This window comes from Thermomonas sp. LB-4 (genome assembly GCF_036409385.1).
GTDB lineage: Bacteria > Pseudomonadota > Gammaproteobacteria > Xanthomonadales > Xanthomonadaceae > Thermomonas.
Map to the genome: position 1 here is coordinate 113066 of NZ_JAXOFT010000004.1, position 25112 is coordinate 138177.

Consider the following 25112-nt stretch of genomic DNA (forward strand, 5'->3'; position numbering starts at 1 on the left):
CCGCCATGCGCCCGATCCGCACCCTGCTCACCCTCGCACTGATCGCCGCGGCCAGCGGCTGCGCCAGCACCGCGCCGTCCTCCGCGCGCCAGTCCAGCGACTACTACGGCACGCTGGAACCGTTCGCCCGCGAAGCGGTGTACTTCGTGGTCACCGACCGCTTCGTCAACGGCGACACCGCCAACGACCAGCGCGCGCAGGGCACCTTCGACATCCCGCTGGCGCCCTGCAACGGCGTGGCCGGCAACATCGGCTACCTCGGCGGCGACTTCCGCGGGCTGGCGGACCACCTCGGCTACATCCGCGAGATGGGTTTCACCTCGGTGTGGATCACCCCCGTCGTGGACAACCCCGACGAGCCGTTCACCGGCGGCACCGCGCCCACCTGCGGCGGCAGCCTCGCCGACAAGGGCAAGACCGGCTACCACGGCTACTGGGGCGTGAACTTCTACCAGCTCGACGAGCACCTGCCCAGCGCCGGGCTGGACTTCCGCGGGCTGGCCGACGCGGTGCACGGCAAGGGCATGAAGCTGGTGCTGGACATCGTGGGCAACCACGGTTCGCCGGCGTGGGGGATGACCAGAGACCAACCCGGCTTCGGCAAGATCTACGACCGTGACGGCAAGCTGATCGCCGACCACCAGAACCTGCCGCCGGAGCAGCTCGACCCGGCGCACAACCCGCTGCATCGCTTCTACAACACGACCGGCCCGGTCGATGGCGAGAAATACGCCAGCGGCAACCTTGCCCAGCTCGCGGACCTCAACGAACGCAACCCCGCGGTGCTGGACTATCTGGCGGGCGCCTACGAGCAGTGGATCGAACAGGGCGCGGACGCCTTCCGCATCGACACCATCGCGTGGATGCCGGATGCGTTCTGGCAGCAGTTCACCACCCGCATCCGCGCAAAGCATCCGGGCTTCTTCATGTTCGGCGAAGCCTTCGACTACAACGCCGCCACCATCGCCCGCCACACCCTCCCCGGCCATGGCGAGACCAGCGTGCTGGACTTCCCGATGAAGCAGGCGATGGAGGAGGCCTTCGGCCGCAAGCAGGCCGGCTTCGAACGGCTGGCGCCGGCGCTGCACCTCACCGGCGGGCCGTACGCGAACCCCTACGACCTCGCCACCTTCTACGACAACCACGACATGCCGCGGATGGACGCCAGCGACGCCGGCTTCATCGATGCCCACAACTGGCTGTTCACCGCGCGCGGCATCCCGGTGGTCTATTACGGCTCCGAGATGGGCTTCATGCGCGGCCGGCCCGAGCACGGCGGCAACCGCAACTACTTCGGCGTGGAGGGCATCGCCGCGGCCAAGGCCAGCCCGATCCGCGCCGCGCTTGCGCGCATCGCCAAGGTACGCGAGGCCTCGCCGGCGCTGCAGCGCGGCCTGCAGGTCAACCTGAAGCTGCAGGGCACGCGCGCGGCGTTCTACAGGGTGTACCAGCACGCTGGCAGCGCGCAGATCGCGCTGGTGCTGCTCAACAAGGGCGATGCTGCGGAGCGCTTTGCGATCGATTCGATGCTGCAGGCGGGACGCTGGACGTCGGCACTGGATGGCGGCGTAGTCGAGGTCGCTGCGGGTGGGACGCTCGAAACCAGCGTGCCGGCGCATGGCGTGCAGGTCTACCTGCTGGATGCGCCGGTCACCGACCCGGTGCTGGCGGCGGCGCTGGACGCGGCAATGGCGGGCGCCCGGCTGCCGCGATAATCAGCCGCCGCTGGAGGCCCGCACCACCAGCGCGGGCTGCAGCATCGCGCTTTGCGCCGGCTGCTCGCGCACCTGCTGCAGCAGCGCCTGCACCAGCAGCTCGCCGGCCCTCGAGGTGTCCTGCACCACCGTGGTCAGTGGCGGGTTGGCATACAGCGCCATCGAGGTGCCATCGAAGCCCACCACCGCCACGTCTTCGGGAATGCGCAGCCCGGCCTGCTTGAGCGCATGCATCGCGCCAATCGCGATCAGGTCGCTGGCGGCGAACACCGCATCGAACGGCAGCGCGCGCGCCAGCAGCGTATTGGCGGCGTCGGCGCCGGCCTGTTCGGTGCTGTCGGCGTCCACCTGCAGCTCCGGCAGCATCGCCGCTCCGGCCTCGCGCAGCGCCGCGTCGCAGCCCTGGTAGCGGGCGAAGAACTCCGGAAAGCGGTTGGAAGCGTCGCCGAGGAACGCGATCCTGCGCCGCCCCTGCGCCAGCAGGTGCCGGCCCGCCAACAGCCCGCCGGCATGGTTGTCGCAGCCGATGGAAATCCCCGGCTGGCCCTGCTCCACCTGGCCCCAGCGCACGAAATGCGTGTCCTGCTCCACCAGCCGCTCCAACTTGGCCTGGTAGGCCAGGTAATCGCCGTAGCCCAGCAGGATCAGGCCGTCGGCCTTCATGCTGTCCTCGTAGTCGGCGTGCCAGTCGTCGGACAGCTGCTGGAACGACACCAGCAGGTCGTGGCCGTGGCGCGCGCAGGCGCGGGTGATCGACCCCAGCATCGACAGGAAGAACGGGTTGATGTGCGAATCGTCCTGGGTGGGATCCTCGAACAGCAGCAGCGCCAGCGTGCCGGCGCGCTGCGTGCGCAGGCTGGAGGCGTGGCGGTCCACCTTGTAGTTCAGCTCGCGCACCGCCAGTTCCACCCGCCGCCGCGTCTCCGCGTTGACCAGCGGACTGCCGGCCAGCACCCGCGACACCGTGGCCTGCGACACCCCGGCCCGGTGGGCGATGTCCAGCGAGGTGACCCGGGTCTTCTTGCGGGAGCGGCGCGCTTCGGTCATGGCCGGAGTGTAGCAACGGCTGCGCGCCCGCCGGCACGGACGGCCTATGCCGGAAGCTGCGGCTCCAGCTTTTCCTGTTCCAGGCGCAGCGGCCTTGCCTGCAGGGCGGAAGCCGCCTCATCCCAGCCGGCGCGACGGGCCCAGGCGCACATCCGCGCGAGTTGCGCGGGGGTTGGCGTCGCGGCCGCCGCGCAAGCCACGTCCGCCAATGCGTCGGGACTCATCCGCCACGGCTGCAGCTGGCGTCCGGCCGCCGCCGCGGTTTCCGCAAGCTTGGCGGCAATGCGGAATCCGCCTTCGTCGATATCGCCCCAGTGGTAGACCGGCAGCATCGACGCCAGGCAGGCAAGGATGCGGGCGTAGGCGGCGCGCCAGGCCGGCGACGGCATGCCGCCGGTGTACAGCAGCAGCGCGCTTTCCGCACCGGGCGCACGGGCAGCATCGTGGAAACTGGCCAGGTTCTCGATACTGACGAGGCAGCGTGCATCGGTGCGCAGCGCCTGCAGTTGCTCGACCGGAACCCCGATGAAGGGCCGGGGCAGCGGCAGCACGACCCCACCCACCGTCACCGCGCCGCCCCCTGCGATCAGCAGCGGCTGCGGCTCGCGGCGCAGGCCCAGCATGGACCAGACTTCGACCTCGGAAAGCCCGCTGGGGACAAGTTCGCCGGTGGCCAGCAGCTCCAGCCAGCGGGTGAGCTTCTCCAGCCGCTTGCTGTCGCCGAACAGGCGCGCGCTTTCCCGGCGCAGGACGCGCTCGGTACCGGCGTCGTCCAGGCGCGCGGCCACGGCACTGGCTGCGTCGGCCAACTCCCGCGCCGCCTCGGGGCCCGCCGAGCGCAGCTTGCGATTGCCGCGCCATGCGGCAAGCACCTCGTCCAGCACCGGGAAGCGGCCACGCCAGGGATCGAGCAGGCGTTCAGCCTCGGCCACGCGTTCGCCCAGCAGCCTCACCCCGAGATGTGCGGCCAATGCCGATGCATCGCACACGCGCAATCGCAGGAGCCTGGTGCCGTCGCCGGCGCGTGTTTCGCGTTCCACCTCCAGCGCGCCGGCACGTTCCGCCAGTGCGATCCGGGCGTGGAAGGTCTCGAATTCCGGCAACGTGCGCAGCGTGGTGTATTCATCGACGCGCGCCATGTTGACCGCGACGGATCGGTCGTCACCCCGTCGCCGCGCGCTTTCCGCCCGGCGCAGCAGGCGCTCCAGCAGCGCGCGCGCCGCGCTCACGCCTCGGCCTTGCCGGCGGCGATCCGCGCGGCCTCCTCGGCCAGCAGCTGCGGGTGCAGGTCGAACTGGTCGGAGAGCAGCAGCGCACGCGCCGCCTCGGTGACTTCGATGCGTTCGGCCTGCAGCAGGTCGCCGTCGCGGAACAGTTCGATGTAGCTGTCGAGTACGCCGGACAGCGTGCCCTGCGCGGTGTCGGGCGCGGCCAGGATCAGCTGCAGGCCCAGCGAGCGCAGGTAGTCGACGGTGGCGCGTGCGTTCTGCGCGTCGATCTTGTCGCCGAATTCGTCCAGCAGGATCAGGCCCAGCCCGCCCGGATGCGCCGCGCTCTTGCCGTAGGCGGCGGCCAGCGCGGCGCCGGCAATCACGTACAGCGGCGCGCGGTGTTCGCCGCCCGAGCCGGAGCGCATGCGCTCGGACAGCGAGCCGATCACCTTGTCGTCCTGACGGATCTGCACTTCGAAGCGGAAGAAGCGGCGGTAGTCGTCCAGCGCCGAGGCGGCGCCGCGCTGCGCGGCGTTGTCCTCGATCAGCTCGCGGAAGGCGGCCGGCACTTCGCCCGCACTACCGAACAGGCCGTCCTCGCCCCCGACATCGGCCACCCGCTGGATGAAGCGGTGCAGCTCGCGGTATTCGGGCGCCACCTCGTAGTGGAACTGGTAGCGCTCGTTGTTGGAAAACGCGGGGCTGGCGCGCAGGGTGCGGTTGAGCGTGCCGATCTGGTACTTCAGCTTGCTGAAGTTGTCGTACAGCGCCGAAGCCACGTTGCTGCGGAAAGTCTCGGTGGCGGTGGCGTAGGCCTCGTCGGCCTGGCGCTGGTAGTTGGCCAGCTCCGATTCGCGCAGCTGCGCCAGCTCCTTTGCCAGCAGGCTGCGCGCGGCGCGCCAGTCTCCGGGGGCCAGCGCCAGCGCCAGCCCGTGGTCCTTGGCGTACTGCGACAGCGTGCCCCAGGCCTCGGGCTTGAGATTGTCCAGCTGGCGGTCGCTGTCCCTGGCGCGCTCCTCGCAGCGCGCGCCGCGTTCTTCCAGCGCCGGCCACTTGGCATCCATCTCCTCGCGCAGGCGCTCGACCCGGTTGGGATCCACGTCGGCATCGCGGAACGCCTCCACCGCGCGCCGCGCCACCAGCTCCTCCTGCCCGCGCAGGCCCGCCAGCAGCCGCTGCGCGCTGGTCTCCGCGCCCTCGTCCAGCGCCACCCTGCCGAGCAGCGCGTCACGCCGGCTGCGGCAGGCAGCCAGCTGCTCGGCCAGTTCGCGCAGCTGTTCCGAAGCGCGCAGCAGGTCGGGGTTCTGCGCGGCCTCGCGGCCTTGCTGCGCGTCGCGGTAGCGGCGCAGCACCTGACGATGCTCCAGCGCGGCGTCGTGCAGCGCCTGCGCCAGCCGTTCGGGATCGGCCAGCGGCGCCAGCCCGCGCTGGCAGGCATCGGCGCGGCGCAGCGCGGGCTCGAGTTCGCGCAGCTCGCGTTCGGCCGCCTCGATGTCCTCGCGCAGCACGCGCAACCGGGCGCGGTTGTCGCTGGCGCCGATCTTCAACTCGTCGGCCGCGGGCAGGCGCCGGCGCTCGATGCTGCCGCCCTTGGCCAGCAGGCCGTCGCGGGTCAGGCCGTTGCGCGCGGCGATCAGCTCCGCTTCGCTGTCCACGCAGCGCAGCTCGCCGAGGGTACGCCGCAGGAACGCCAGCGCCTCGACGTTGTCGCCATCCAGCAACGCGGCCACGGTGCCGGGCTTGGGATCTTCCCCGCTCCGCCGCGCCGCGCTGGACAGCGCCAGCTTGACGCCGTACACGCTGCGTCCGCCGCTGAGCGCGCGGTACAGCTTCACCGCGCGCTCCTCGTCGGCTGCCGGCACCAGCAGCGCCTCCACGTTGCCGCGCAGATAGGCTTCGATGGCGCCCTGCCAGGCCGGATCGCGCACCCGCACCAGGTCGCAGACCGGGCGCGCGGCGATGCCCTCGTCCTGCAGGTAGTGCATCAGCCGCACCACGTCGGGATGCAGCTCCGCCTTGCCTGCGGCCAGTCGCTTCTGGTTCTGGCGGGCCGCGGCCAGCCGGCCCTGCGCCTCGTCCACGCCGGCATGCAGGGCGCGGGCGTGGCCATCGACGGCGGCGATCAGCGGCTGCGCGGCGGCCAGCGCCTGCTGCGCTTCGGCAAACAGTGCGGCAGGCTGCCACGGCAGCTCGGCGTCCACAGGCAGCGCCGCCAGCGCGTCGTACCAGCGCTGCCACGCCGCCTGCGCCTGCGCCAGTGCCGCCGCGTCCAGCGCTGGAAGATCGAGCCTGGCGGCCGCCTGCCACTGCTCGCGCACCATGCCCACGCTGCGGGTGAGTTCGCGCTTGAGCCGCGCCAGTTCGGCGCGGTCGCGGCCGGCCAGCTCGTCGATCTGCGCCTGCTCGCCGTAACCCGCACTGCCCTGCAGGCGCGCCTGCGCCTGTGCGTGCGCGTCCTCGAAGGCCGCCTGCTCGCTGCTGGCTTCGCCCAGCGCGCGGCGGGTAGCGGCCAGCTGCGCACCGGCGGCCTCGCAGGCCGCTTCTGCCTGCTCCACCTGCTCCGACAGCAGGTCGCGCGCATATTCCGCGGCCAGCGCGCGGCAGCTGGCCGCGCGGGTGGCCTGCTGGGCGATCTTCTCGTACTGCGCATCCACGCCTTCGGCGGCGGCGATCCGCGCCACCACCTGTTCGACCTTCTCCTTGAGCTGGCGGAAGGTGTCCAGCAGCGCGCGGAAGCGGGCGATGTCGGTGGGCCGGTCTTCTGCCACCAGCGTGCGCACGAACAGGTCCACGTCCTCCACCCGCTGCAGGTTCAGCGCGTTCTGGAAGGCCTTGCGGTAGGCGTTGACGTCGGGCTGGCCGGCGGGCGCGGCGCGCAGGCGCAGCAGCAGGTCCTTGAGGAAGCGCTCGCTGCCGGCATGCAGCTCCGGGCCCGGCCCGCTGCCGGCTTCGCGGCAACGTTGTGCCAACAGCTCCCTGAAGGTTGCCCAGGCCAGCGGCAGTTCGCGGCCGTTGGCGCGTTCCAGGTGGTCGTCCAGCGTCAGCGCCACGCCCGGCGCGATGTACTGGCCGTAGACGCGGTGATCTGGCTCATCCGCGCTGGCGCCCAGCGCGATGCCGGCGGTCAGCGGCAGGCCGCTGTCCTGGTCGCGGAACACCAGACTGATGTAGGTGGTGGCGGTGCGTCGCTTGCGCCCTTCCTCGCCGCTGCGCCAGGTGCCCAGGCAGTAGTCGCGGATCGAGCGCGCGCGGGCGCTGCCGCCGGCCTGGGCGTTGAAGCGGATCCGCGAGCGGTCGCCGCCCAGCAGCACGATCTGCAGCGCGTCCAGCAACGCGCTCTTGCCGGCGCCGTTGGGCGCGATGATGGCGCTGGTGGGCGACAGTTCCAGCGTCTGCGCCTCGAACAGGAAGAACTGCACCAGGTGCACGCGCTCAAGCAGCTGCATCGTCTTCCTCCGTGCCCGCCGCTTCGTCGTCGCCGGCCTCGTCGTCGCGGTTGTGCTGGTCCAGCCGCTGCAGCCAGGTTTCGCCGACGATGTCCACGATGGCCGGGCGCACGCGCAGGTGGAATGGCTGGGGATCGTCCGCTTCGGAGTCCACCAGCCGCGCCACGCCCCAGCGCCTGGCCGTGCGCGCCAGCGCGCGCAGCGTCCCGACCTCGGGCATCGGCCGCGCGATCAGCGCCTGGTAGGCCTCCTGCAGCTCGGGCAGCTCCACCACCACTTCGCCCAGCTCCTCGATGTCGCCCTGCCGCGCCGCCTCGTCGTAGCGCTGGCGCAGCACCAGCAGCAGCAGGGTTTCCTCCAGCGTCACCGGCACGCCCTCGGCGTGCGCCGGCAGCGCGACGACGTACCGGTAGTGCGCGTTGCGCTCAAGGCGGATGCCCAATGGCGCCAGCGCAGACACGTAGTCGTCGAAATGGTCTTCGACCAGATGGTAGGCGGTGCGCGCGCCGCGGTCGCTGGCGTACAGCACCTGCTCGGTGACCAGGCGATAGGCGGCGCGCTCGAAATCGGCCACCGCGTGGATGCCGTTGGAGAGTTGCGAGAGGACGTTCCAGCTGCGTTTCATGCGGTCTTTCGGATGCGGTGGATGGTGAAGCGCGGCGCGCGCAGATAACCGTTGTCGTTGCGTTTTCCGGCATCGATGAGCTCGACGCGAAAGCCCTTGGCCAGCCGGGTCAGCGGATCGTCGCGGCGCAGGCCGCCGACGCGATGGCTGCGCAGCGCCAGCGTGAGCAGGGTCTGGTAGGCGCGCAGGTCGGCGATGCTGTCGATGGCCAGCGCCGCCGACTCCACCCGCCCGTCCGCAGGCAGGTGGCGGCCGACGTAGCGCGCCATGTCTTCCGCCGTCACCAGCCGCGCGCGCTTGATCCGCCGCAGCAGCACCAGCCGCGCCTGCTGCTCCGGCGTGGGCAGGGCCACGGCGTTGGCACTGCGTGCGATGGCGGCGGGCTTGCGTCGCGGTGGTCGCAGTTGCGCGTCGTCCATCAGCGCGCCCGGCGCCACCGGCAGCCGCAGCGCGTGTTCCGGCGCCGCCAGCGCGCCACGGATCGCGCGTGCCAGCAGCACGTCGAGCCTGGCCGGCGCGCGCAGGCGGTAGTCGAGGAAGGCCAGCGCGCGGCGGTTGGCCTGGCGGATGTCCTCGTCCAGCCGGCCCAGGTATTCGTCGATGCGCTCCAGCTCGTGCAGCCGGCGCAGGCTGCGCGCCAACCGCGCCGCGGCGCGCTCGGCATCGCCCGCGGTGAGATGCTCGGTGTACCAGCCCAGCACCGCCGCGCGCCGGTCGCCGGTCTCGATCTCGCGCGCCATCGCCAGGATCGCACTGCGCCGCGCGAGCGGGTGGTCGGCCGTGTGCAGGTCGGCGTAGTCGCCCACGAAGAAGCCGGCCACGTAGCGTTCGAACCACTGTCGCGCGAACTGCGCGGTGCTCTCCGCGCGCGACAGCTCCGGCATCAGGTCGCGCACCTTCAGGCTCATCGAACTCAGCGACACCAGCAACCGCCGCGCCTGGTCGGCGGCCTCGTCCAGTGCATCCCCGGCCGCCCTGCCTTCCACCACCTGGCGCAGTTGCAGCTCGATCGAACGCACCTTGGCCGACACGAAGGTGGGGCCCCGCTCGGCGAACTCCAGCAGCGTGGCCAGGAACTGCGCCACCAGCGGCGGCATGCTGACCATCTCGCGCGCGCCCACCCGCTCCTGGCGCAGCCAGCCGGCCGCGCGGAAACGTTCGTGGATGGCGTTGGCGCGCACGTTCAGCGGCGCATCCGGCGCCTGCCCGTCCTCGTCCTCCCACGGATCATCGCTGAGCAGGTAACGCTCGATGGCAGCGGTGACCTCGCGGCGCTGGAATCCCACGGGCGGCGCCAACGGCGCATCGGGACCGAAGAACTCCTCGTACAGCCGGCACAGCAGCGCCCAATGGTGCTGACGGTTGGCCGACGCCAGCGGGCCGAAAATGCCGGCCGGGACCACCGCGAACAGGGGCGCGCTTGCGTGCATCGTGTCTACCGTCCTCCCGTTCCATGGTTGCCGCACGTCGACACCGGCGCGCGCCCGCAGGCGTCCGGCTTGCGCATGATTATCCCCGATCGCCGCGCGATGGCAGTGGCCCAACCCCGGTGCGGGGCTGCCTCGGGTCGACAGCTTGCCCAGCAGGCACCACGGACGGCTCTGCTACAGCCAGCCAATCCGAGCATTTGCAATTCAGGGGATAAGGAAAACTCAATGCATGAACATTGGAACCTGTTACCCCTCGTTACCGTGTTGGCCTCCTGCACCTCGGGCGGTGCCGTGATGCAACCGCGCTATGCAAGAGAGGCCGTCCAGCCTATCAAGGTGGAATTGAGCGGGTCGGAAAGGCTGACACTGGGATACCGCATTCCCATGGAGACCCTGTATTACTCGCAAGGCGCTACGCGCAGAGCGGCGAATGAGTGTCTACGGAACTCTGGTCGGTCCAACCTTGCCGCGAGCCAAGTTGGACACCCGATCAGACTACGAAGTCCCCAGTGGGAGATAGAGCGTCGTGGCGTTCTCGAACGTTTCGCGGAACCCGTAGGCACGATAGAACTTGGCGGCCTTTTCATGCAGGGCATCGACCAACAGCACACGCACCCCCAATTGTCCCCGCAAGCTCAGGCAACGGGCCACCGCATGCCCCAGCAGATAGTCTCCAAGCCCCTTCCCTTGCTCGGCGGCCGTGACAGCCAGGCGGCCCATGCGGATCGCGGGCACGGGGTAACCAGGAAGGCGTTTGCGATCCCGCTCCTGCAACTCCATCAGCAGGAGCTGGGCTGCTGACAGGGTGTAATAGCCGAGGATGCGACCAGAAGCTGCCGCTTCCACCAGGACATGGGTCGTGCTGATGCCATCCCGGTGGTGCTGCGCCGCCTGTTGGCGCAGATAGTTGTCCAGCACAGGCTCGCCACATGCGAACCCGGCACGATCATGTCGCTTGGGCTGCAGCTGTTCGACCAATAGCACTGGTCAATTCTGTGCAACGCGGGCGAGCGCCTTCTTCAACTTGGCATTGGGCTGGAAGGGCGCATCGAGCGCTTTCAGAAAGCGCTTGGACTCCTCCACCGACAAGGTCACGGTCAACTCCGCCGCCATGACACTCTCCGCCTCGCGCATGACCGCATTGCGCACGAAGGCCGAAAGCGGCACGCCGCGCAGATCCGCGGCACGGGAAATCCGGGCCTTGTCGGCGGGATTCAAGCGCAGGTCGAGACGGGCGGCAGCAGTGGTCATGGCTAACTCCTAGTTGTACGGAATAATACCGTACAAGGCGCCGAAGTCAAGAACCCTGACCCAGCTCGATCTTTGCCGGCTTCCCGAGCTTGGCGGCAAACGTGACCAGCATGTCGAGACTGAACTTCTCGACCTTGCCGCGGGCCAGGTCGGACACCCGCCCTTGGCTCACGCCCAATACCTTGGAAGCCGCGACCTGGGTCATCTTACGCGCCTTGAGCGTCTGCTCGAGCTGGGCCATCAGGTCTGCACGGAGCGCGAGCACCTGGGCCTCGGCCTCATCAAACCCGAGATTGGCGAAGACATTGCCGCTGGAAGCCTAGCCACGACACACCCCGCCCGCGGCCATCGGCACGCCGATTTCCCGCTTGGAAGCCAGATGCATGTCCCGCTCGATGGCTTCCCAGATGAAGAGGATCTTTCGCCCCCCGAACGGACGCAGGTAGGGCGACTTGCACTCGGCATCGTGCGGGAAGACGACTTGCCTGGCAGCGAGGCACCTGCTGCGCGCCTGGACTACTAGTAAGGGGGATCTGGATGCGAGCTGCGCGGCGTGTTTCGCCGCAACCACCAAGCCGTGGTGACGCTCGCGCAATCTTCAGCCGCATTGACCGTTAGGGATCTCAACGCTACGCAGCTTAGCCATCACACGGCATCTTGTACGCACTTCAAAACCGAAAATTCGTAGGTGGGTTTTTAGGTGGGTAGGAATCCCATAGGCAACAAAAAAGCCGCTGAAATCAGCGGCTTAGTTGCTTAGATGGCGCGCCCGGAAGGATTCGAACCTCCGACCCCCAAGTTCGTAGCCTGGTGCTCTATCCAACTGAGCTACGGGCGCAGAAGCGGAATTATGCAGATCCGCTGATTGCGCGTCAACGGGAAATTCCCGTGTCGGCGCTGGTTTTTCGCGTTTCGCCGCAAGTGGCGGAGACTGAGGGATTCGAACCCTCGATGGAGCTTTTGACCCCATACTCCCTTAGCAGGGGAGCCCCTTCGGCCTCTCGGGCAAGTCTCCGTGAAGCGAAATCGCGAGCCGGCAAGGATACAGGGAATGCCGCGTTCCGGCAAACCTCAGGAGGACTTTTCTTCGTCCCGGTTGTCCTCGCCGCCCTGGATCCGCTGGTAGATCTCCTCCCGATGCACGGCCACGTCCTTGGGTGCAGTGATGCCGATCCGCACCTGGTTGCCCTTCACGCCGAGCACGGTGACGGTAATCGCGTCTCCGATCATCAAGGTTTCGCCTACCCGTCTGGTCAAGATCAACATCGCGCAACTCCCCTGTCGCTGGTTTTCATGCGTTACCGACCATACGGGACCGCAGACATCCAGTCCACCCGATCATACTGGCGCGGGTTTGCATTGGACAACCCAACGCAATGCACTCCCGCTCAGGGCTGGAGGCATTCACGCACACGCACCGGCACGCTCTCCAGCGCGGCCACCAGCGCGGGGCCATCCTCGCCGCCGCCCTGCGCCATGTCGGGGCGGCCACCGCCCTTGCCATTGATCTGACGGGCCACCTCGCCCAGCACATCGCCGGCCTTGATCCGGCCAAGCGCCGCGCCGCTCACGCCTGCCACCAGCGCAGCCTTGCCACCTTCGGTGCCGGCCAGCACCACCACCGCGTCGCCCAGCTGCTGCTTGAGCCGGTCCATCGCATCGCGCAGCGCCTTGGCGTCGAAGCCTTCCAGCCGCACCGCCAGCACCTTGATGCCGGCCACATCCTGCGCCTGCCCGGCAAGGTCGCCGGTGGCGTTGGATGCCGCCTTGGCCTTCAGCGCCTCGACTTCTCGCTCCAGCTTCTTCTGGCGCTCCAGCAGGTTGCGCAGCTTGTCGCCGACATCGCCGGTGGTGCCGCCCAGCAGGTGCGCGGCTTCGTGCAGGCGATGTTCTTCCTCGGCCACGAAATCCAGCGCGCCCTGCCCGGTCACCGCCTCGATGCGGCGCACGCCGGCGGACACGCCGCCTTCGGACACGATCTTGAACAGCCCGATGTCGCCGGTGCGGCCGACGTGGGTGCCGCCGCACAGCTCGGTGGAGGTCGGGCCGAAGCGCAGCACGCGCACGCGCTCGCCGTACTTCTCGCCGAACAGCGCCATGGCGCCGAAGTCCAGCGCCTCCTGCATGTCCATGTGGCGCACCTCGCCCTCGTGGTTGGCGCGCACTTCGGCGTTGACCCGGCGTTCCACCTCGGCCAGTTCCGCCGCGGTCATCGGCTGGAAGTGCGAGAAGTCGAAGCGCAGGCGGTCCGGCGCCACCAGCGAGCCCTTCTGCTGCACATGCGTGCCCAGCACGTTGCGCAGGGCGGCATGCAGCAAGTGGGTGGCGCTGTGGTTGAGGATGGTGGCGCCGCGGCGGCCGGCGTCGATCTCGCCGCGCAGATGGTCGCCCACGCGCAGGCGGCCGAACTGCACGCGCCCGGCGTGGCCGTGGAACTGCCCGGCCAGCTTGAGCGTGTCGTTGACGTTGAAGCGGCTTTCGACGCCGTCGAGGTCGCCGGTGTCGCCGACCTGGCCGCCGGACTCGGCGTAGAACGGCGTGCGGTCGAGGATGACGATGGCGTCATCACCGGCCTCCACCACTTCCACCGGCTTGCCGTCCTTCAGCAGCGCCAGCACCTGCAGGCTGCCAGCGGCCAGTTCGTCGTAGCCGAGGAAGACGGTGGGCGCGAGCTTGGCGACCAGATCCGCCGGCAGCTGCACGCCGCCGCCGAACTTGCCGGCGGCGCGGGCGGTTTCCTTCTGGTGCTCCATCGCCACATCGAAGCCGGCCACGTCCACCGACATGCCGCGCTCGCGCGCCATGTCCTGGGTGAGGTCGAGCGGGAAGCCGTAGGTGTCGTACAGGCGGAAGGCGTCGACGCCGGGGATCACCTTGTCGCCCACACGACCCGCCACGTCCTCGAAGATCTTCATGCCGGAATCCAGCGTCTCGGCGAAGCGCTCCTCCTCGGCCTTGAGCGCGCGCTCGGCGGTGGCGCGGCCGTCGCGCAGCACCGGATAGGCCTCGCCCATCAGTGCGTCCAGCGTGGCGACGAGCTTGTGGAAGAACGGCTCGCGCACGCCCAGCATCCAGCCGTGGCGCAGCGCGCGGCGGATGATCCGGCGCAGCACGTAGCCGCGGCCCTCGTTCGACGGCAGTACGCCGTCGACGATGAGGAAGGCGCAGGCGCGGATGTGGTCGGCGATCACGCGCAGCGACTTGTTCTCCAGGTCCGCCGTGCCGGTCAACTCGGCCGCATGCCTGATCAGCGCCTGGAACAGGTCGATTTCGTAGTTGGAATGCACGCCCTGCAGGATCGCGGTGATCCGCTCCAGGCCCATGCCCGTGTCCACGCAGGGCGCGGGCAGCGGCGTCAGGGTGCCGTCCGCGGCGCGGTCGAACTGCATGAAGACGTTGTTCCAGATCTCGATGTAGCGGTCGCCGTCTTCGTCCGGCGAGCCCGGGGGACCGCCGAAGTGGCCCGGGCCGTGGTCGTAGAAGATCTCGGTGCAGGGACCGCAGGGGCCGGTGTCGGCCATCTGCCAGAAATTGTCGGAGGCGAACGGCGCGCCCTTGTTGTCGCCGATGCGGATGATGCGGTCTTCCGGGAGCCCGATGTCGTCGCGCCAGATCGCGTAGGCCTCGTCGTCGGTGTGGTAGACGGTGGCCAGCAGGCGGTCCTTCGGCAGCTTCCAGACTTCGGTCAGCAGCTCCCAAGCCCAGGCGATGGCGTCCTTCTTGAAGTAGTCGCCGAACGACCAGTTGCCGAGCATCTCGAAGAAGGTGTGGTGGCGGGCGGTGTAGCCCACCGAGTCCAGGTCGTTGTGCTTGCCGCCGGCGCGCAGGCAGCGCTGGACGTCGGCCGCGCGCACGTAGCTGCGTTTCTCCGCACCCAGGAACACGTCCTTGAACTGCACCATGCCGGAGTTGGTGAACAGCAGGGTCGGGTCGTTGCCCGGGACCAGCGGCGCCGAGGGCACGATGGTGTGGCCCTTGGAGGCGAAGAATTCGAGGAAGTCGCGGCGGATGTCGGAGGTGGTCTTGGCTGGGGTGTTCATGCGGGCTTCGGGGAGGTGGCGGGCAGCGCTGCGCCCGCGAACCGCTCAAGATGCAGCCGCGAAACCGAGTTGGCAACCCAAGGCCGCCAGTTTACAGGCGATCACCCCTACTCGACCGCCATCGCGGCGCGGACATGCTCCATTCCGAAGCCCCTGCGCAGCAGGAAATCCGCGGCCTTGCGGCGGGCGTCGCGATCGCCGCACAGCGCCTGGGGGTGGCGGCGCTGCAGCAGGTCGCGTGCGTTCTCGGCCCAGTCGCCCTCGAAACCGTCCATGACCGCGGCAATGACGTCGCTGCCGAGACCATGGGTGGCCAACTCCGCGCGGATATAAGCGGGCCCGTAGCCGCTGCCGGCCCGGTTGCGCAGCAGCGATTCGGCGAACCGGCCGTCGTCCTGCCAGCCTGCCGCCGTCAGCTTCCCGATGGCGGCATCGGCCTGGTCAGGCTCCACCCCCCGCTGCTGGAGCTTGCGCGAAAGCTCCAGCCGGGAATGATCGCGCCGGGTCAACAGGCCCAGCGCGCGCTGCAGGGGCGTGGGCTCCGGGCGGCGGCGACGCTTCGGCGCTGACGAGGCTACCCCGTCGTCGCCGCCGCCCGACCCGGTCATTCTTCGCCAGCCTCACCCTCGTCGCGCGAGGACTCTTCCGGCACGAACTGCTCCCGCAGCGCGGCTTCCAGCTTCATCGCGGCGGCGGGATTCTCCTTCAGGTACTGGCGCGCGTTCTCCTTGCCCTGCCCGATGCGCTCGCCGTCGTAGCTGTACCAGGCGCCGGCCTTCTCCACCAGCTTGGCATTGACGCCCATTTCGATCAGCTCGCCTTCGCGGCTGATGCCCTCGCCGTACAGGATCTCGGTGACCACCTGCTTGAACGGGGGAGCCAGCTTGTTCTTGACCACCTTGATGCGGGTCTGGTTGCCGATGATCTCGTCGCCCTTCTTGATGCTGCCGATGCGGCGGATGTCCAGGCGCACCGAGGCATAGAACTTCAGCGCGTTGCCGCCGGTGGTCACTTCCGGGCTCTGGCCGGGCATCATCACGCCGATCTTCATGCGCAGCTGGTTGATGAAGATCACCAGGGTATTGCTGCGCTTGATGTTGCCGGTCAGCTTGCGCAGCGCCTGGCTCATCAGGCGGGCCTGCAGGCCGGGCAGCTGGTCGCCCATCTCGCCCTCGATCTCGGCCTTCGGGGTCAGCGCCGCCACCGAATCCACCACCACCATGTCGACGGCGTTGGAGCGTACCAGCATGTCGGCGATCTCCAGCGCCTGCTCGCCGGTGTCCGGCTGCGACAGGTACAGGTCGTCCAGGTTCACCCCCAGCTTCTGCGCGTAGATCGGATCCAGCGCGTGCTCGGCATCGATGAAGGCGCACGTGCCGCCGGCCTTCTGGCATTCGGCGATGGCCTGCAGGGTCAGGGTGGTCTTGCCCGAGGACTCCGGCCCGTAGATCTCCACCACGCGCCCCTTGGGCAGGCCGCCGATGCCCAGCGCGATGTCCAGCATCAGCGAACCGGTGCCGATGGTTTCCACCGCTTCCACCGTGCGGTCGCCCATGCGCATCACCGAGCCCTTGCCGAACTGGCGTTCGATCTGGCCCAGGGCCGCCGCAAGCGCGCGCTTCTTGTTCTCGTCCATCGTGGTGCTCCTCAAATCGGTGATCTCTGGAATGGGGTCAGCTTAGGCGGGGTGCGTCGCAAGGACTGCGACCGCGGGGCCCGCTCGGAAACTTCGCATGGCGGCGGAAGTCATCGGCATCGGGAATCGCCGCGCGGCGGCTCGGAGTTCCCTGCCCTACACGGGGCGGAAAGGCCGACGGATCACGCATTGGGGCGCACCAGGCCGCAGTACAGCCCTTCGATGGCGAAATCCTGGCCCGGCTTCACTTCGATCGGCGCGTAATCCGGGTTGCGCGGCAGCAGGCGGATGCGGCCTTGGCCCATCCGCAGCAGCTTGACCGTGATTTCGTCGTCGATGCGGGCGATCACGACCTGTCCGTTGCGCGCCTCGTTGGTGCGATGCACGCCGATCAGGTCGCCGTCGAAGATGCCCTCGTCGCGCATGGAGTCGCCCTTGACCTTGAGCAGGTAGTCCGGCGTTGGCGAGAACAGTGCGCGGTCCATCAGCACCATCTGCTCGCTGCCGATGTCCGCGCCGATCGGCACGCCGGCGGCCACTTGTCCCAGCACCGGCAGCTGCAGGGCATCGTCGTTGGCGGGCAGGTCGAGCTGGCGCGGGCCGCCGGGCAGCTGCAGCAGGCGCAGGCTGCGCGCGCGGCCGGGGCTGCGCTCGACGATGCCGGCCGCCTCCAGCGCTTCCAGGTGGTATTGGGCGGCGCGCACGCCCTTGAAACCGAAGGCGCGGGCGATCTCCGCCTGCGAGGGGGCGAACCCGTCGGCTTCGATGCGCTCGGCGAGGAAGGCGTGGATGGCGCGCTGGGTGTCGGTCAGGCTCATGGTTAGTAGTAATACTACTAACATTCGCGAACGTCAATCCCGGCTCAGGCCAGTTGCAGCTCCAGCCCGCGCAGCGCCGCCGCCACCGTCTGCCGGCGCACCGCGTCGCGGTCGCCCTCGAAATGGAAGACCTCCGCGCGCGCATAGCCGCCGCGACGCTTCCAGCCGATCCAGACCGTGCCGACCGGCTTGTCGTCGCTGCCGCCACCCGGGCCGGCGATGCCGGTGACCGCCACCGCGATGGTCGCGCCCGAATGCACCAGCGCCCCGGAGACCATTTCCACCACGGTTTCGCGGCTGACCGCGCCGAATTCCTCCAGCGTCTGCGGGCGCACGCCCAGCAGCGCCTGCTTGGCTTCGTAGCTGTAAGCCGCCATGCCGCAGTCGAACCAGGCCGACGAGCCGGGCACGTCGGTCATGCACTTGGCGATCCAGCCGCCGGTGCAGCTTTCGGCGGTGACCAGCATGTGGCGCAGCGCCAGCAGGCGCTCGCCGGTGGCGCGGGACAGGGCATCGAGCTCGGCATCGGTGGGGGCGATCATCAACGGAACCGGCGGAAGACTTGCGGGCGTTGTAGCGCATCCGGCGCCGAAAACAAAACCGGCCCGCTCGTGCGGGCCGGTGGGGTGGAACGCTGGCGGTTGCCCTCAGAAGCGGAACCGCAGGGTGGCGCCGTACATCCGCGGGGCACCGAGGAAGGCGTTGTAGGTGTTCTTCGGATTGCCCGGCTCGGGCGTGCCCAGCGCCTGCAGCGGGCCGTCGAAGCCGACCTGCACGTAGTCCTCATCGAACAGGTTCTGCGCCCACAGCTCCAGCTGCCACTTGCGGTCGCGGGAACCGATCCCGAAGCGCGCGTTCGCCACCGTGTAGGCGTCCTGCGCCTTCTCGGCGTCGAGGTCGGAGCCGGTGTTGTAGCTGGACATGTACTTGGCGCCGATGTTGAAGCGGCCTTCCAGGTTCGCGCCGATATCCCATTCGTACGTCGCCGACAGCGAGCCGGAGAACTTGGGTGCGAAGCTCATCTGCGCGCCGGGCAGCTTGTACAGCGCGCCCGGGTAGGTGAAGTCCGCGCCCGGGATGTCGTCGCCGTACTTGGTGTCCGCATACATCGCGCCAGCCTGCAGCATCAGGCCAGGGGTGGCCTGCCACAGCAGCTCGGCGTCCAGGCCCTTCGAGACCACTTCCGGGATCGAGCGCACCACGAAGCTGGTGCCGAGGAAGCTGTTGAGCTGGAAGTCGCTGTAGGTCTGGTGGAACAGCGCCGCGTTCAACAGCAGGTTGCCGCCGGCCCAGGTGGTCTTGGCGCCCAGTTCCCAGCTGTCCACGAACTCGCCCGGGAACGAGGTGTCGTTGACCGGGGTGATGCCGGCGCCGCCGCTGGACAGGCCGGTGGACGACTGCACGCGGTCCATGTTGAAGCCGCCCGCCTTGTAGCCGCGCGCGTAGGACAGGTAGGTCATGGCGTGCTCGTTCCAGCGGTAGGCCGCCTTGACCGTGCCGGACCACTCGTTCTCGCTGCGCGACTGGTCGGTCACGCGGCCGTTGTGCAGCGCATTGGCCCAGGGCAGGCAGCTGTAGCCGACGATGTTGCTGATCAGCGCCTGCTGGTTGGCGGCAGGCAACGAGGCGAACGGCACCCCGCGCGCGGTCAGGGCGGCGGCGATGCGGCCGATGGCCGCGGCGCTGACGCCGGTCGGGCCGAAGTACGAAGCGCAACCGGGGCTGCCGTTGGGGTTGCTGTAGACCGAATGCAGGTCCTTGGTCTCGCGGGTGTAGCGCAGGCCCAGGGTGAAATCGAGCGCATCGGTGGCATGCCAGGTGGTATTGCCGAACAGCGCGGTGCTCTTGGCGTCCTGGGTGTAGCGATCCAGCGACCCGAACCCCGCGAAGGTGGTGCCGTAGGGCTTGCCGGTCGCGGCGGACAGGAACGTCGCCGCGTTGGGCAGCGCCGCCAGCGCCGGGTTGATCATCGACAGCAACCCGATCGACAGGTAGGGCTCGTAGTGCGCGCCGATCCGGTAGCTTTCGGTGCGGTTGATGGTTTCCTTCGAGTAGAAGCCGCCGAACAGCCAGTCGACCTTGTCGGTGGCGCCGCTCAGGTGGAATTCCTGGCTGAAGGTCTTGAAGCGCGCGTACGACTCGTCCTCCTTCGGATCCATGTAGAGGATGTCGGCGGTGGTGAAGTCGAAATCCCGCCCGTTGACCGCATCCCAGTCGCGGCCGGCGGTGATCGAGGTGAGGCGCGCCCCGCCCAGCATGTCCAGGTCGATGTTGACTTCGCCCTGCACGCCGCGGTCGCTGATCTTCTGCGCGGTGCTGCGGTTGCTGTAGGAAACGCGCGACCACGGGTCGGCCTGGCCGGTGGGGGCGATGGCACCGCCTCCGGCAAGCGCGTTGAGCAGGGTCGAGCTCTGGCCACTGACCAGCTGCACGGCGGTGCAGCAGTTCTCGTCGCGACGGGTGGAATCGGCCGACAGCACGATCTCCACGTTTTCGGTCGGCGCAATCAGCAGCTTCGCCCGGAAGGTGTCGAAGTCCTGGTCGTAGTCGCGCTCCTCGCTGCGCGGGCCGGCGCCGGTCATGACCGACATCCAGCCGTCGCGGTTGCGGTGCGCCGCATACACGCGCAGCGCGGCGTAGTCGCCCAGCGGGGTGTTGAACGAGCCGGCCAGCCCCAGCGCGGAATAGTTGCCGAAGGTGACCTCGCCATCGGCAACCCGCTCGAAGCCCGGCTTGCGGGTGACCACGTTGATGACGCCGGAGGACGTGTTCTTGCCGAACAGGGTGCCCTGCGGGCCCTTCAGCACCTCGATGCGCTCCAGCTCGCCAAGGTCGCCGAAGCCAGTCGAGTTGCGCGAGCGATACACGCCGTCGATCACCACACCCACCGACGACTCCAGCCCCACGTTGTCGCCCACCGTACCGATACCGCGGATGCGCGCGGTGGTGATGGTCTCGCTCTGGGTGCTGGTGACGGTCAGGCCCGGCACCAGGATCTGCAGGTCCTTGATGTCGCGCACGCCGGTGTCCTGCAGGGTCTGCTCGGACAGCGCGGTGACCGCGATCGGCACGTCCTGCATGACTTCTTCGCGCTTCTGCGCGGTGACGACCAGGGTATCGAGGGTCTTGGCTTCCTGCTTGGCCGCCGGAGCGGCGTCCTGCGCGAAGGCAGGCAGGGCAAGCGTGGAGATGAGGCCGGCGATGACGGCCGTGGACAGCGGATTACGTTGTGGTTGCTTGCGAAGCATGACCTTCCCCCCACTGGTGGTTTCGATGGAAATCGTTTGTGGATACCGCTGTTCCGGGAACGCGACCACGTGGGGGTATGGGCGCATGGCTGGGACGCTAGCACACCCTTCACAAGGCGAACAGACGCAGCGCACCGGCCGCCCGGAGCGCGCACGAATCCCCCCCGCGACGGACGCGCCCGCACCTGCTGCCACCCCCAACTGCGCGCGCCCGTGATCGCCCCGTGAACCGGCGCGGCGCGCGCGGCAATACACTCGTCCGGCAACCACGGGAGACCGTCATGCCCGACACCACCAACCTGGACGCGCGGCTGGACGCCGTTGCCGCGCAGATGCCCCGCTTCCGCCAGGACCTGGCCCGGGTGTTCGCCGATATCGGCGAGCGCGCCGGCCTGCCACGCCCGCTGCAAGCACCCGCGACGGATCCGCCGCAGCGCCGCGACCGTTCCGACACCGGGGGGGAACGTGCCCGCCGCCATTGAGACGCACTGGATGGTGCTGCCGCGCGACTTCTACCGGCGGCACCCCGCGCTGGTGGCACCGGAGCTGCTGAACAAGCTGCTGGTGCGGGCCGACGGCCGCGCCGCCCGGATCGTGGAGGTGGAGGCCTACGCCGGCCACGAGGACCCGGCCGCGCATTCGTTCCGCGGACCAACCGCGCGCAACGCCACCATGTTCGGCCCGCCCGGCCACCTGTATGTCTATTTCACCTACGGCATGCACTGGGGCAGCAACGCGGTCTGCGGCGAAGTGGGCGAAGGCGTGGGCGTGCTCCTCCGCGCCGCCGAACCGGTTCTGGGCATCGAGTCCATGCGCGCTGCGCGTCCGGCTGCGCGCCGCGACACCGACCTGGCCAGCGGTCCCGGCAAGCTGTCGCAGGCATTCGGCATCACCCGCGAACTGGATGGCGCCGACCTCGTGCTCGGCGATCGCGGCATCCGCATCGTCAGCGATGGCACCCCGCCACCCGCCGATCCCGTGGTGGGCCCGCGCATCGGCATCAGCAAGGCCACCGATTTCCCGTGGCGCTGGCACGTTCCCGACCACCCGCATGTCTCGGTCCGGCCACGCAGGCCCTGACCCAGCCGGCGGCCGCGAGGATCGGACCGACGACAACCGCCAGCCGTTCGTTCCCGCCAGCACCGCCGCCGCTGGGCCGTGCCCACGCCCCCTTCGCCGGCGTTGCCCACTAAGATGGCTGCCCTCCGCTGCGAATCCGCAGCCACCTCCCCGATTCCGGCACTCCGCGGCAAATGCTCGAAACGAAAGACCCCCAGGGAAAGCCCACGCCTCCCGCAGAACACACCCCGCTGATGAAGCAGTTCTTCGCCGCCAAGGCGGAGCACCCGGACGTGCTGCTGTTCTTCCGCATGGGCGATTTCTACGAGCTGTTCTTCGATGACGCCCGCAAGGCGGCGCGGCTGCTGGACATCACCCTGACCCAGCGCGGGCAGTCGGCCGGCCAGCCGATCCCGATGGCGGGGGTGCCGCACCATGCGGCCGAAGGTTATCTGGCGCGGCTGGTGGCGCTGGGCGAATCGGTGGCGATCTGCGAGCAGATCGGCGATCCCGCGACCTCCAAGGGCATCGTGGAACGCAAGGTGGTGCGCATCGTCACCCCCGGCACGGTGACCGACGAGGCGCTGCTGGACGAACGCCGCGACACCCTGCTGCTGGCGATCAGCCGCGGCAAGCAAGGATACGGCCTCGCTTGGGCCGACCTTGCCAGCGGCCGCCTGCGCGCCAACGAAGTGGCCGGCGAAGACGCGCTGGAAGCCGAGCTGGCGCGCCTGCAGCCGGCGGAAACGCTGCTCGCCGACGAGGACGGCTGGCCCGCCTGCGCGCTGGAATCGCGCGGGCTGCGCCGGCGCCCGCCGTGGCTGTTCGACGCCGACTCCGGTCGCCGCCAGCTGCTGCAGTTCTTCGCCGTGCACGACCTCACCGCCTTCGGCCTGGAAGACCGCCCGCTGGCGGTCGCCGCCGCCGCGGCGGTGCTGGGCTACGTGGAGGAAACCCAGAAGCAGCGGTTGCCGCACCTGCGCAGCATCGCCCTCGAGACCAGCGACGACGCCATCGCGATGAACGCCGCGACGCGCCGCCACCTGGAGCTGGACACGCGCGTCGACGGCGATGTGAAAGCCACCCTGCTGGGCGTACTGGACTCCACCGTCACCCCGATGGGCGGCCGCCTGTTGCGACGCTGGCTGCACCGCCCGCTGCGCGACCGCCGCGTGGTCGGCGAGCGCCACCACGCGGTGCAGACATTGATCGACCAGCGCGCCGACGACGACCTGCGCGAGACGTTCCGCAGCCTCGGCGACATGGAGCGCATCCTCTCGCGCGTGGCCCTGCGCAGCGCGCGTCCGCGCGACCTGTCCACCCTGCGCGACGGGCTGTCGCTGCTGCCCGCGATCCGCGACATCCTCGCCCCGCTGGACTCGCCGCGGCTGGCCGCGCTGCATGCAGAGCTGGGCGAACACGAAGACAGTGCGCGCATGCTGCGCGCCGCCATCGTCGCCCAACCGCCGCTGCTGGCCCGCGACGGCGGCGTGATCGCGGACGGCTTCGACGCCGAACTGGATGAACTGCGCCAACTGTCGACGAACGCCGACCGGTTCCTGATCGACCTGGAGGCGCGCGAGCGCGAGGCCACCGGCATCGCCAACCTCAAGGTCGGCTACAACCGCGTGCACGGCTACTTCATCGAGATCAGCAAGGGCCAGAGCGACCGCGCGCCGGTGCACTACACCCGCCGCCAGACCCTGACCGGCGCGGAACGCTACATCACCGAGGAGCTGAAGGGCTTCGAGGACAAGGTCCTGTCCGCCCGCGAGCGCGCGCTCGCACGGGAGAAACTGCTGTACGACGGCGTGCTGGATGCGCTCAACGAGGTGCTGGAACCGCTGCGCCGCTGCGCGCTGGCGCTGAGCGAACTGGACGTGCTGGCCGGTTTCGCCGAACGCGCGCAGGCGCTGGACTGGAGCCGGCCCGTGCTGCGCGACGCACCGGGCATCCGCATCGAGCGCGGCCGCCATCCGGTGGTGGAGGCGCTGCGCGACGCCCCGTTCGAGCCGAACGACCTCGTCTTCGACGACGCCACGCGCATGTACGTCATCACCGGCCCGAACATGGGCGGCAAGTCCACCTTCATGCGCCAGAACGCGCTGATCGTGCTGCTGGCCTGCATCGGCAGCTTCGTGCCCGCGGCGAAAGCGGAGATCGGCCCGATCGACCGCATCCTCACCCGCATCGGCGCCGGCGACGACCTCGCACGCGGCCAATCCACCTTCATGGTGGAGATGAGCGAGACCGCCTACATCCTCCACCACGCCAGCGAGCAGTCGCTGGTGCTGATGGACGAGATCGGCCGCGGCACCTCCACCTACGACGGTCTGGCGCTGGCCGACGCGGTGGCGCGCCAGCTGGCGTCCGCCAACCGCAGCTACACGCTGTTCGCCACCCACTACTTCGAGCTGACCGCGCTGGCCGAGCCGGGCAGCGGCATCGCCAACCTGCACCTGGACGCGGTGGAGCACGGCGACGCGCTGGTATTCATGCACGCTGTGCGCCCCGGCCCGGCCAACCGCAGCTTCGGGCTGCAGGTGGCGGCGCTGGCGGGGCTGCCGAAGGCCGCGCTGCAGCAGGCAAGGACGCGGCTGGCGGAGCTGGAAGCGCAGAGCCGCGATACGCCGCATGTCCCGCTGAGCGCTCCTGCCCTGGACCAGCCGCAGCAGTTCGGCCTGTTCGCCCCGTCCAGCGCGGCGCTGGACGCGCTGGCCGGCATCGATCCCGACGACCTGACCCCGAAGCAGGCACTGGAAGCGCTGTACCGGCTGAAGGCGCTGGCATGAGCGGCTCGACCGCCGTCGCCGTGGATGCCCTGCTGGCTGGCAAGGCACGCGCCTATACCCGGCCCGGCACAAGCAGCGCCATCGACAAGCGGCCATTGGCTGGAGCGGTACACATTGGCGAGCTGGGCCTCGAAGGCGACGAACAGGGCGACCTGCGCGTGCACGGCGGCGTGGACAAGGCGGTGCACCAGTACGCCTTCGACCACTACACCGCCTGGCGCCAGGATCTGGGTGTGCTGCCACTGCTGCAGGCGCCTGGCGCGTTCGGCGAAAACATCAGCACCCGCGGCCTGACCGAAGCCGATGTATGCCTGGGCGACCGCTTCGTGCTGGGAGACGCACTGCTGGAAGTCAGCCAGGGCCGGCAGCCCTGCTGGAAGCTCAACGACCGCTTCGGCGTGGCCGACATGGCCCGCCGGGTACAGGCCACCGGCCGTACTGGCTGGTATTACCGGGTGCTGCGGCCCGGCACGGCGCGCGCCGGCGACGTGCTGGTGCTGACCGAGCGCCCGCACCCGGGTTGGACGCTGCAGCGCCTGGGCGCGCTGCTGTACCAGCGCGTGCTCGACCCGATCCAGCTGGAACCCGCACTGGCGCTGCCGCTGGTGCCGTCGCACCGCAAACTGATCGAACGCCGTCTGGAACAGGGCGCGGTAGAGGACTGGAGCCGACGCGTCGACGGTCCATCAGGGCTTTGATCGCAGACGGCTGGTACATAGCCAGAAACAATCAGAATGATCCCGCCAATCGATTTCCAATCATCGATCAGGGCCCCTAGAGTGGCCGCATCACCC

The 25112-nt window shown here is 69.4% G+C and carries 19 protein-coding genes, 2 tRNA genes and 1 pseudogene; 5 read left to right on the top strand and 17 right to left on the bottom strand.

The features are described from left to right. The first annotated feature begins 14 nt into the window (after positions 1-14). Positions 15-1715 carry an alpha-amylase family glycosyl hydrolase gene (locus tag SPK54_RS05190; RefSeq protein ID WP_330946923.1) on the top strand — a complete coding sequence of 567 codons (1701 nt, stop codon included), beginning with the start codon at positions 15-17 and terminating at the stop codon, positions 1713-1715. On the opposite strand, the gene SPK54_RS05195 is transcribed toward SPK54_RS05190, so the two are convergent. The 17 genes and pseudogenes from SPK54_RS05195 to SPK54_RS05275 form a co-directional block, all read right to left on the bottom strand. Then, positions 1716-2762 (bottom strand): LacI family DNA-binding transcriptional regulator, encoded by a 1047-nt coding sequence (locus tag SPK54_RS05195; RefSeq protein WP_330946865.1) that lies wholly within the window; start codon positions 2760-2762, stop codon positions 1716-1718. Between the two features lie 44 nt (positions 2763-2806). Continuing rightward, complete coding sequence (locus SPK54_RS05200) at positions 2807-3991, bottom strand: Wadjet anti-phage system protein JetD domain-containing protein (RefSeq protein ID WP_330946866.1); 1185 nt, start codon at positions 3989-3991, stop codon at positions 2807-2809. Next, a complete protein-coding gene (locus SPK54_RS05205; protein WP_330946867.1) occupies positions 3988-7419 on the bottom strand; it encodes an SbcC/MukB-like Walker B domain-containing protein in 3432 nt (1143 codons plus the stop codon). Before SPK54_RS05205 ends, SPK54_RS05200 begins: the two co-directional genes overlap by 4 nt. Next, positions 7406-8044: a DUF4194 domain-containing protein gene (locus SPK54_RS05210; protein WP_330946868.1), complete on the bottom strand. Its 639-nt coding sequence runs from the start codon at positions 8042-8044 to the stop codon at positions 7406-7408. The genes SPK54_RS05205 and SPK54_RS05210 overlap by 14 nt, the downstream gene beginning before the upstream one ends. Next, on the bottom strand, positions 8041-9474 hold the full coding sequence (locus SPK54_RS05215; RefSeq protein ID WP_330946869.1) for a Wadjet anti-phage system protein JetA family protein: 1434 nt from the start codon (positions 9472-9474) through the stop codon (positions 8041-8043). Before SPK54_RS05215 ends, SPK54_RS05210 begins: the two co-directional genes overlap by 4 nt. 495 nt (positions 9475-9969) lie before the next feature. Next, positions 9970-10458, bottom strand: coding sequence for a GNAT family N-acetyltransferase (locus tag SPK54_RS05220; RefSeq protein WP_330946870.1), 489 nt, complete (start codon positions 10456-10458; stop codon positions 9970-9972). Positions 10459-10461: 3 nt separating this feature from the next. After that, positions 10462-10725: a DUF1778 domain-containing protein gene (locus tag SPK54_RS05225; RefSeq protein WP_330946871.1), complete on the bottom strand. Its 264-nt coding sequence runs from the start codon at positions 10723-10725 to the stop codon at positions 10462-10464. 46 nt (positions 10726-10771) lie between these two features. Beyond that, positions 10772-11017, bottom strand: a pseudogene (locus tag SPK54_RS05230) (XRE family transcriptional regulator); the annotation flags it as partial. A 469-nt stretch (positions 11018-11486) separates the two neighbouring features. Next, positions 11487-11563: transfer RNA gene (locus tag SPK54_RS05235), tRNA-Arg, on the bottom strand. 84 nt (positions 11564-11647) lie between these two features. Further along, positions 11648-11740, bottom strand: a tRNA-Ser gene (locus tag SPK54_RS05240). Between the two features lie 56 nt (positions 11741-11796). Beyond that, positions 11797-11991 (bottom strand): carbon storage regulator CsrA, encoded by a 195-nt coding sequence (gene csrA / locus SPK54_RS05245; protein ID WP_190280666.1) that lies wholly within the window; start codon positions 11989-11991, stop codon positions 11797-11799. Positions 11992-12113: 122 nt separating this feature from the next. Continuing rightward, entirely contained in the window at positions 12114-14765 is a 2652-nt protein-coding gene (gene alaS, locus SPK54_RS05250; protein ID WP_330946872.1) for an alanine--tRNA ligase, read from the bottom strand. Between the two features lie 107 nt (positions 14766-14872). Then, positions 14873-15373: a regulatory protein RecX gene (locus SPK54_RS05255; protein WP_330946873.1), complete on the bottom strand. Its 501-nt coding sequence runs from the start codon at positions 15371-15373 to the stop codon at positions 14873-14875. Continuing rightward, a complete protein-coding gene (gene recA, locus SPK54_RS05260; RefSeq protein ID WP_330946874.1) occupies positions 15370-16401 on the bottom strand; it encodes a recombinase RecA in 1032 nt (343 codons plus the stop codon). Before recA ends, SPK54_RS05255 begins: the two co-directional genes overlap by 4 nt. Positions 16402-16583: 182 nt before the next feature. Continuing rightward, a complete protein-coding gene (gene lexA / locus SPK54_RS05265) occupies positions 16584-17219 on the bottom strand; it encodes a transcriptional repressor LexA (protein WP_330946875.1) in 636 nt (211 codons plus the stop codon). Positions 17220-17263: 44 nt separating this feature from the next. Next, a complete protein-coding gene (locus SPK54_RS05270) occupies positions 17264-17761 on the bottom strand; it encodes a CinA family protein (protein ID WP_330946876.1) in 498 nt (165 codons plus the stop codon). Positions 17762-17866: 105 nt separating this feature from the next. Beyond that, entirely contained in the window at positions 17867-20467 is a 2601-nt protein-coding gene (locus SPK54_RS05275) for a TonB-dependent receptor (RefSeq protein ID WP_330946877.1), read from the bottom strand. 281 nt (positions 20468-20748) lie between these two features. On the opposite strand from SPK54_RS05275, the gene SPK54_RS05280 reads away from it, so the two are divergent. From SPK54_RS05280 to SPK54_RS05295, 4 genes are all read left to right on the top strand, one after another. Continuing rightward, positions 20749-20949 (top strand): hypothetical protein, encoded by a 201-nt coding sequence (locus tag SPK54_RS05280; protein ID WP_330946878.1) that lies wholly within the window; start codon positions 20749-20751, stop codon positions 20947-20949. A gap of 10 nt (positions 20950-20959) precedes the next feature. After that, a complete protein-coding gene (locus tag SPK54_RS05285; protein WP_330946924.1) occupies positions 20960-21547 on the top strand; it encodes a DNA-3-methyladenine glycosylase in 588 nt (195 codons plus the stop codon). Positions 21548-21720: 173 nt separating this feature from the next. Next, positions 21721-24318: a DNA mismatch repair protein MutS gene (mutS, locus tag SPK54_RS05290; RefSeq protein ID WP_330946879.1), complete on the top strand. Its 2598-nt coding sequence runs from the start codon at positions 21721-21723 to the stop codon at positions 24316-24318. Further along, positions 24315-25016, top strand: a complete 702-nt coding sequence (locus SPK54_RS05295) for an MOSC domain-containing protein (protein WP_190280657.1) — start codon at positions 24315-24317, stop codon at positions 25014-25016. Before mutS ends, SPK54_RS05295 begins: the two co-directional genes overlap by 4 nt. Positions 25017-25112: the final 96 nt, after the last annotated feature.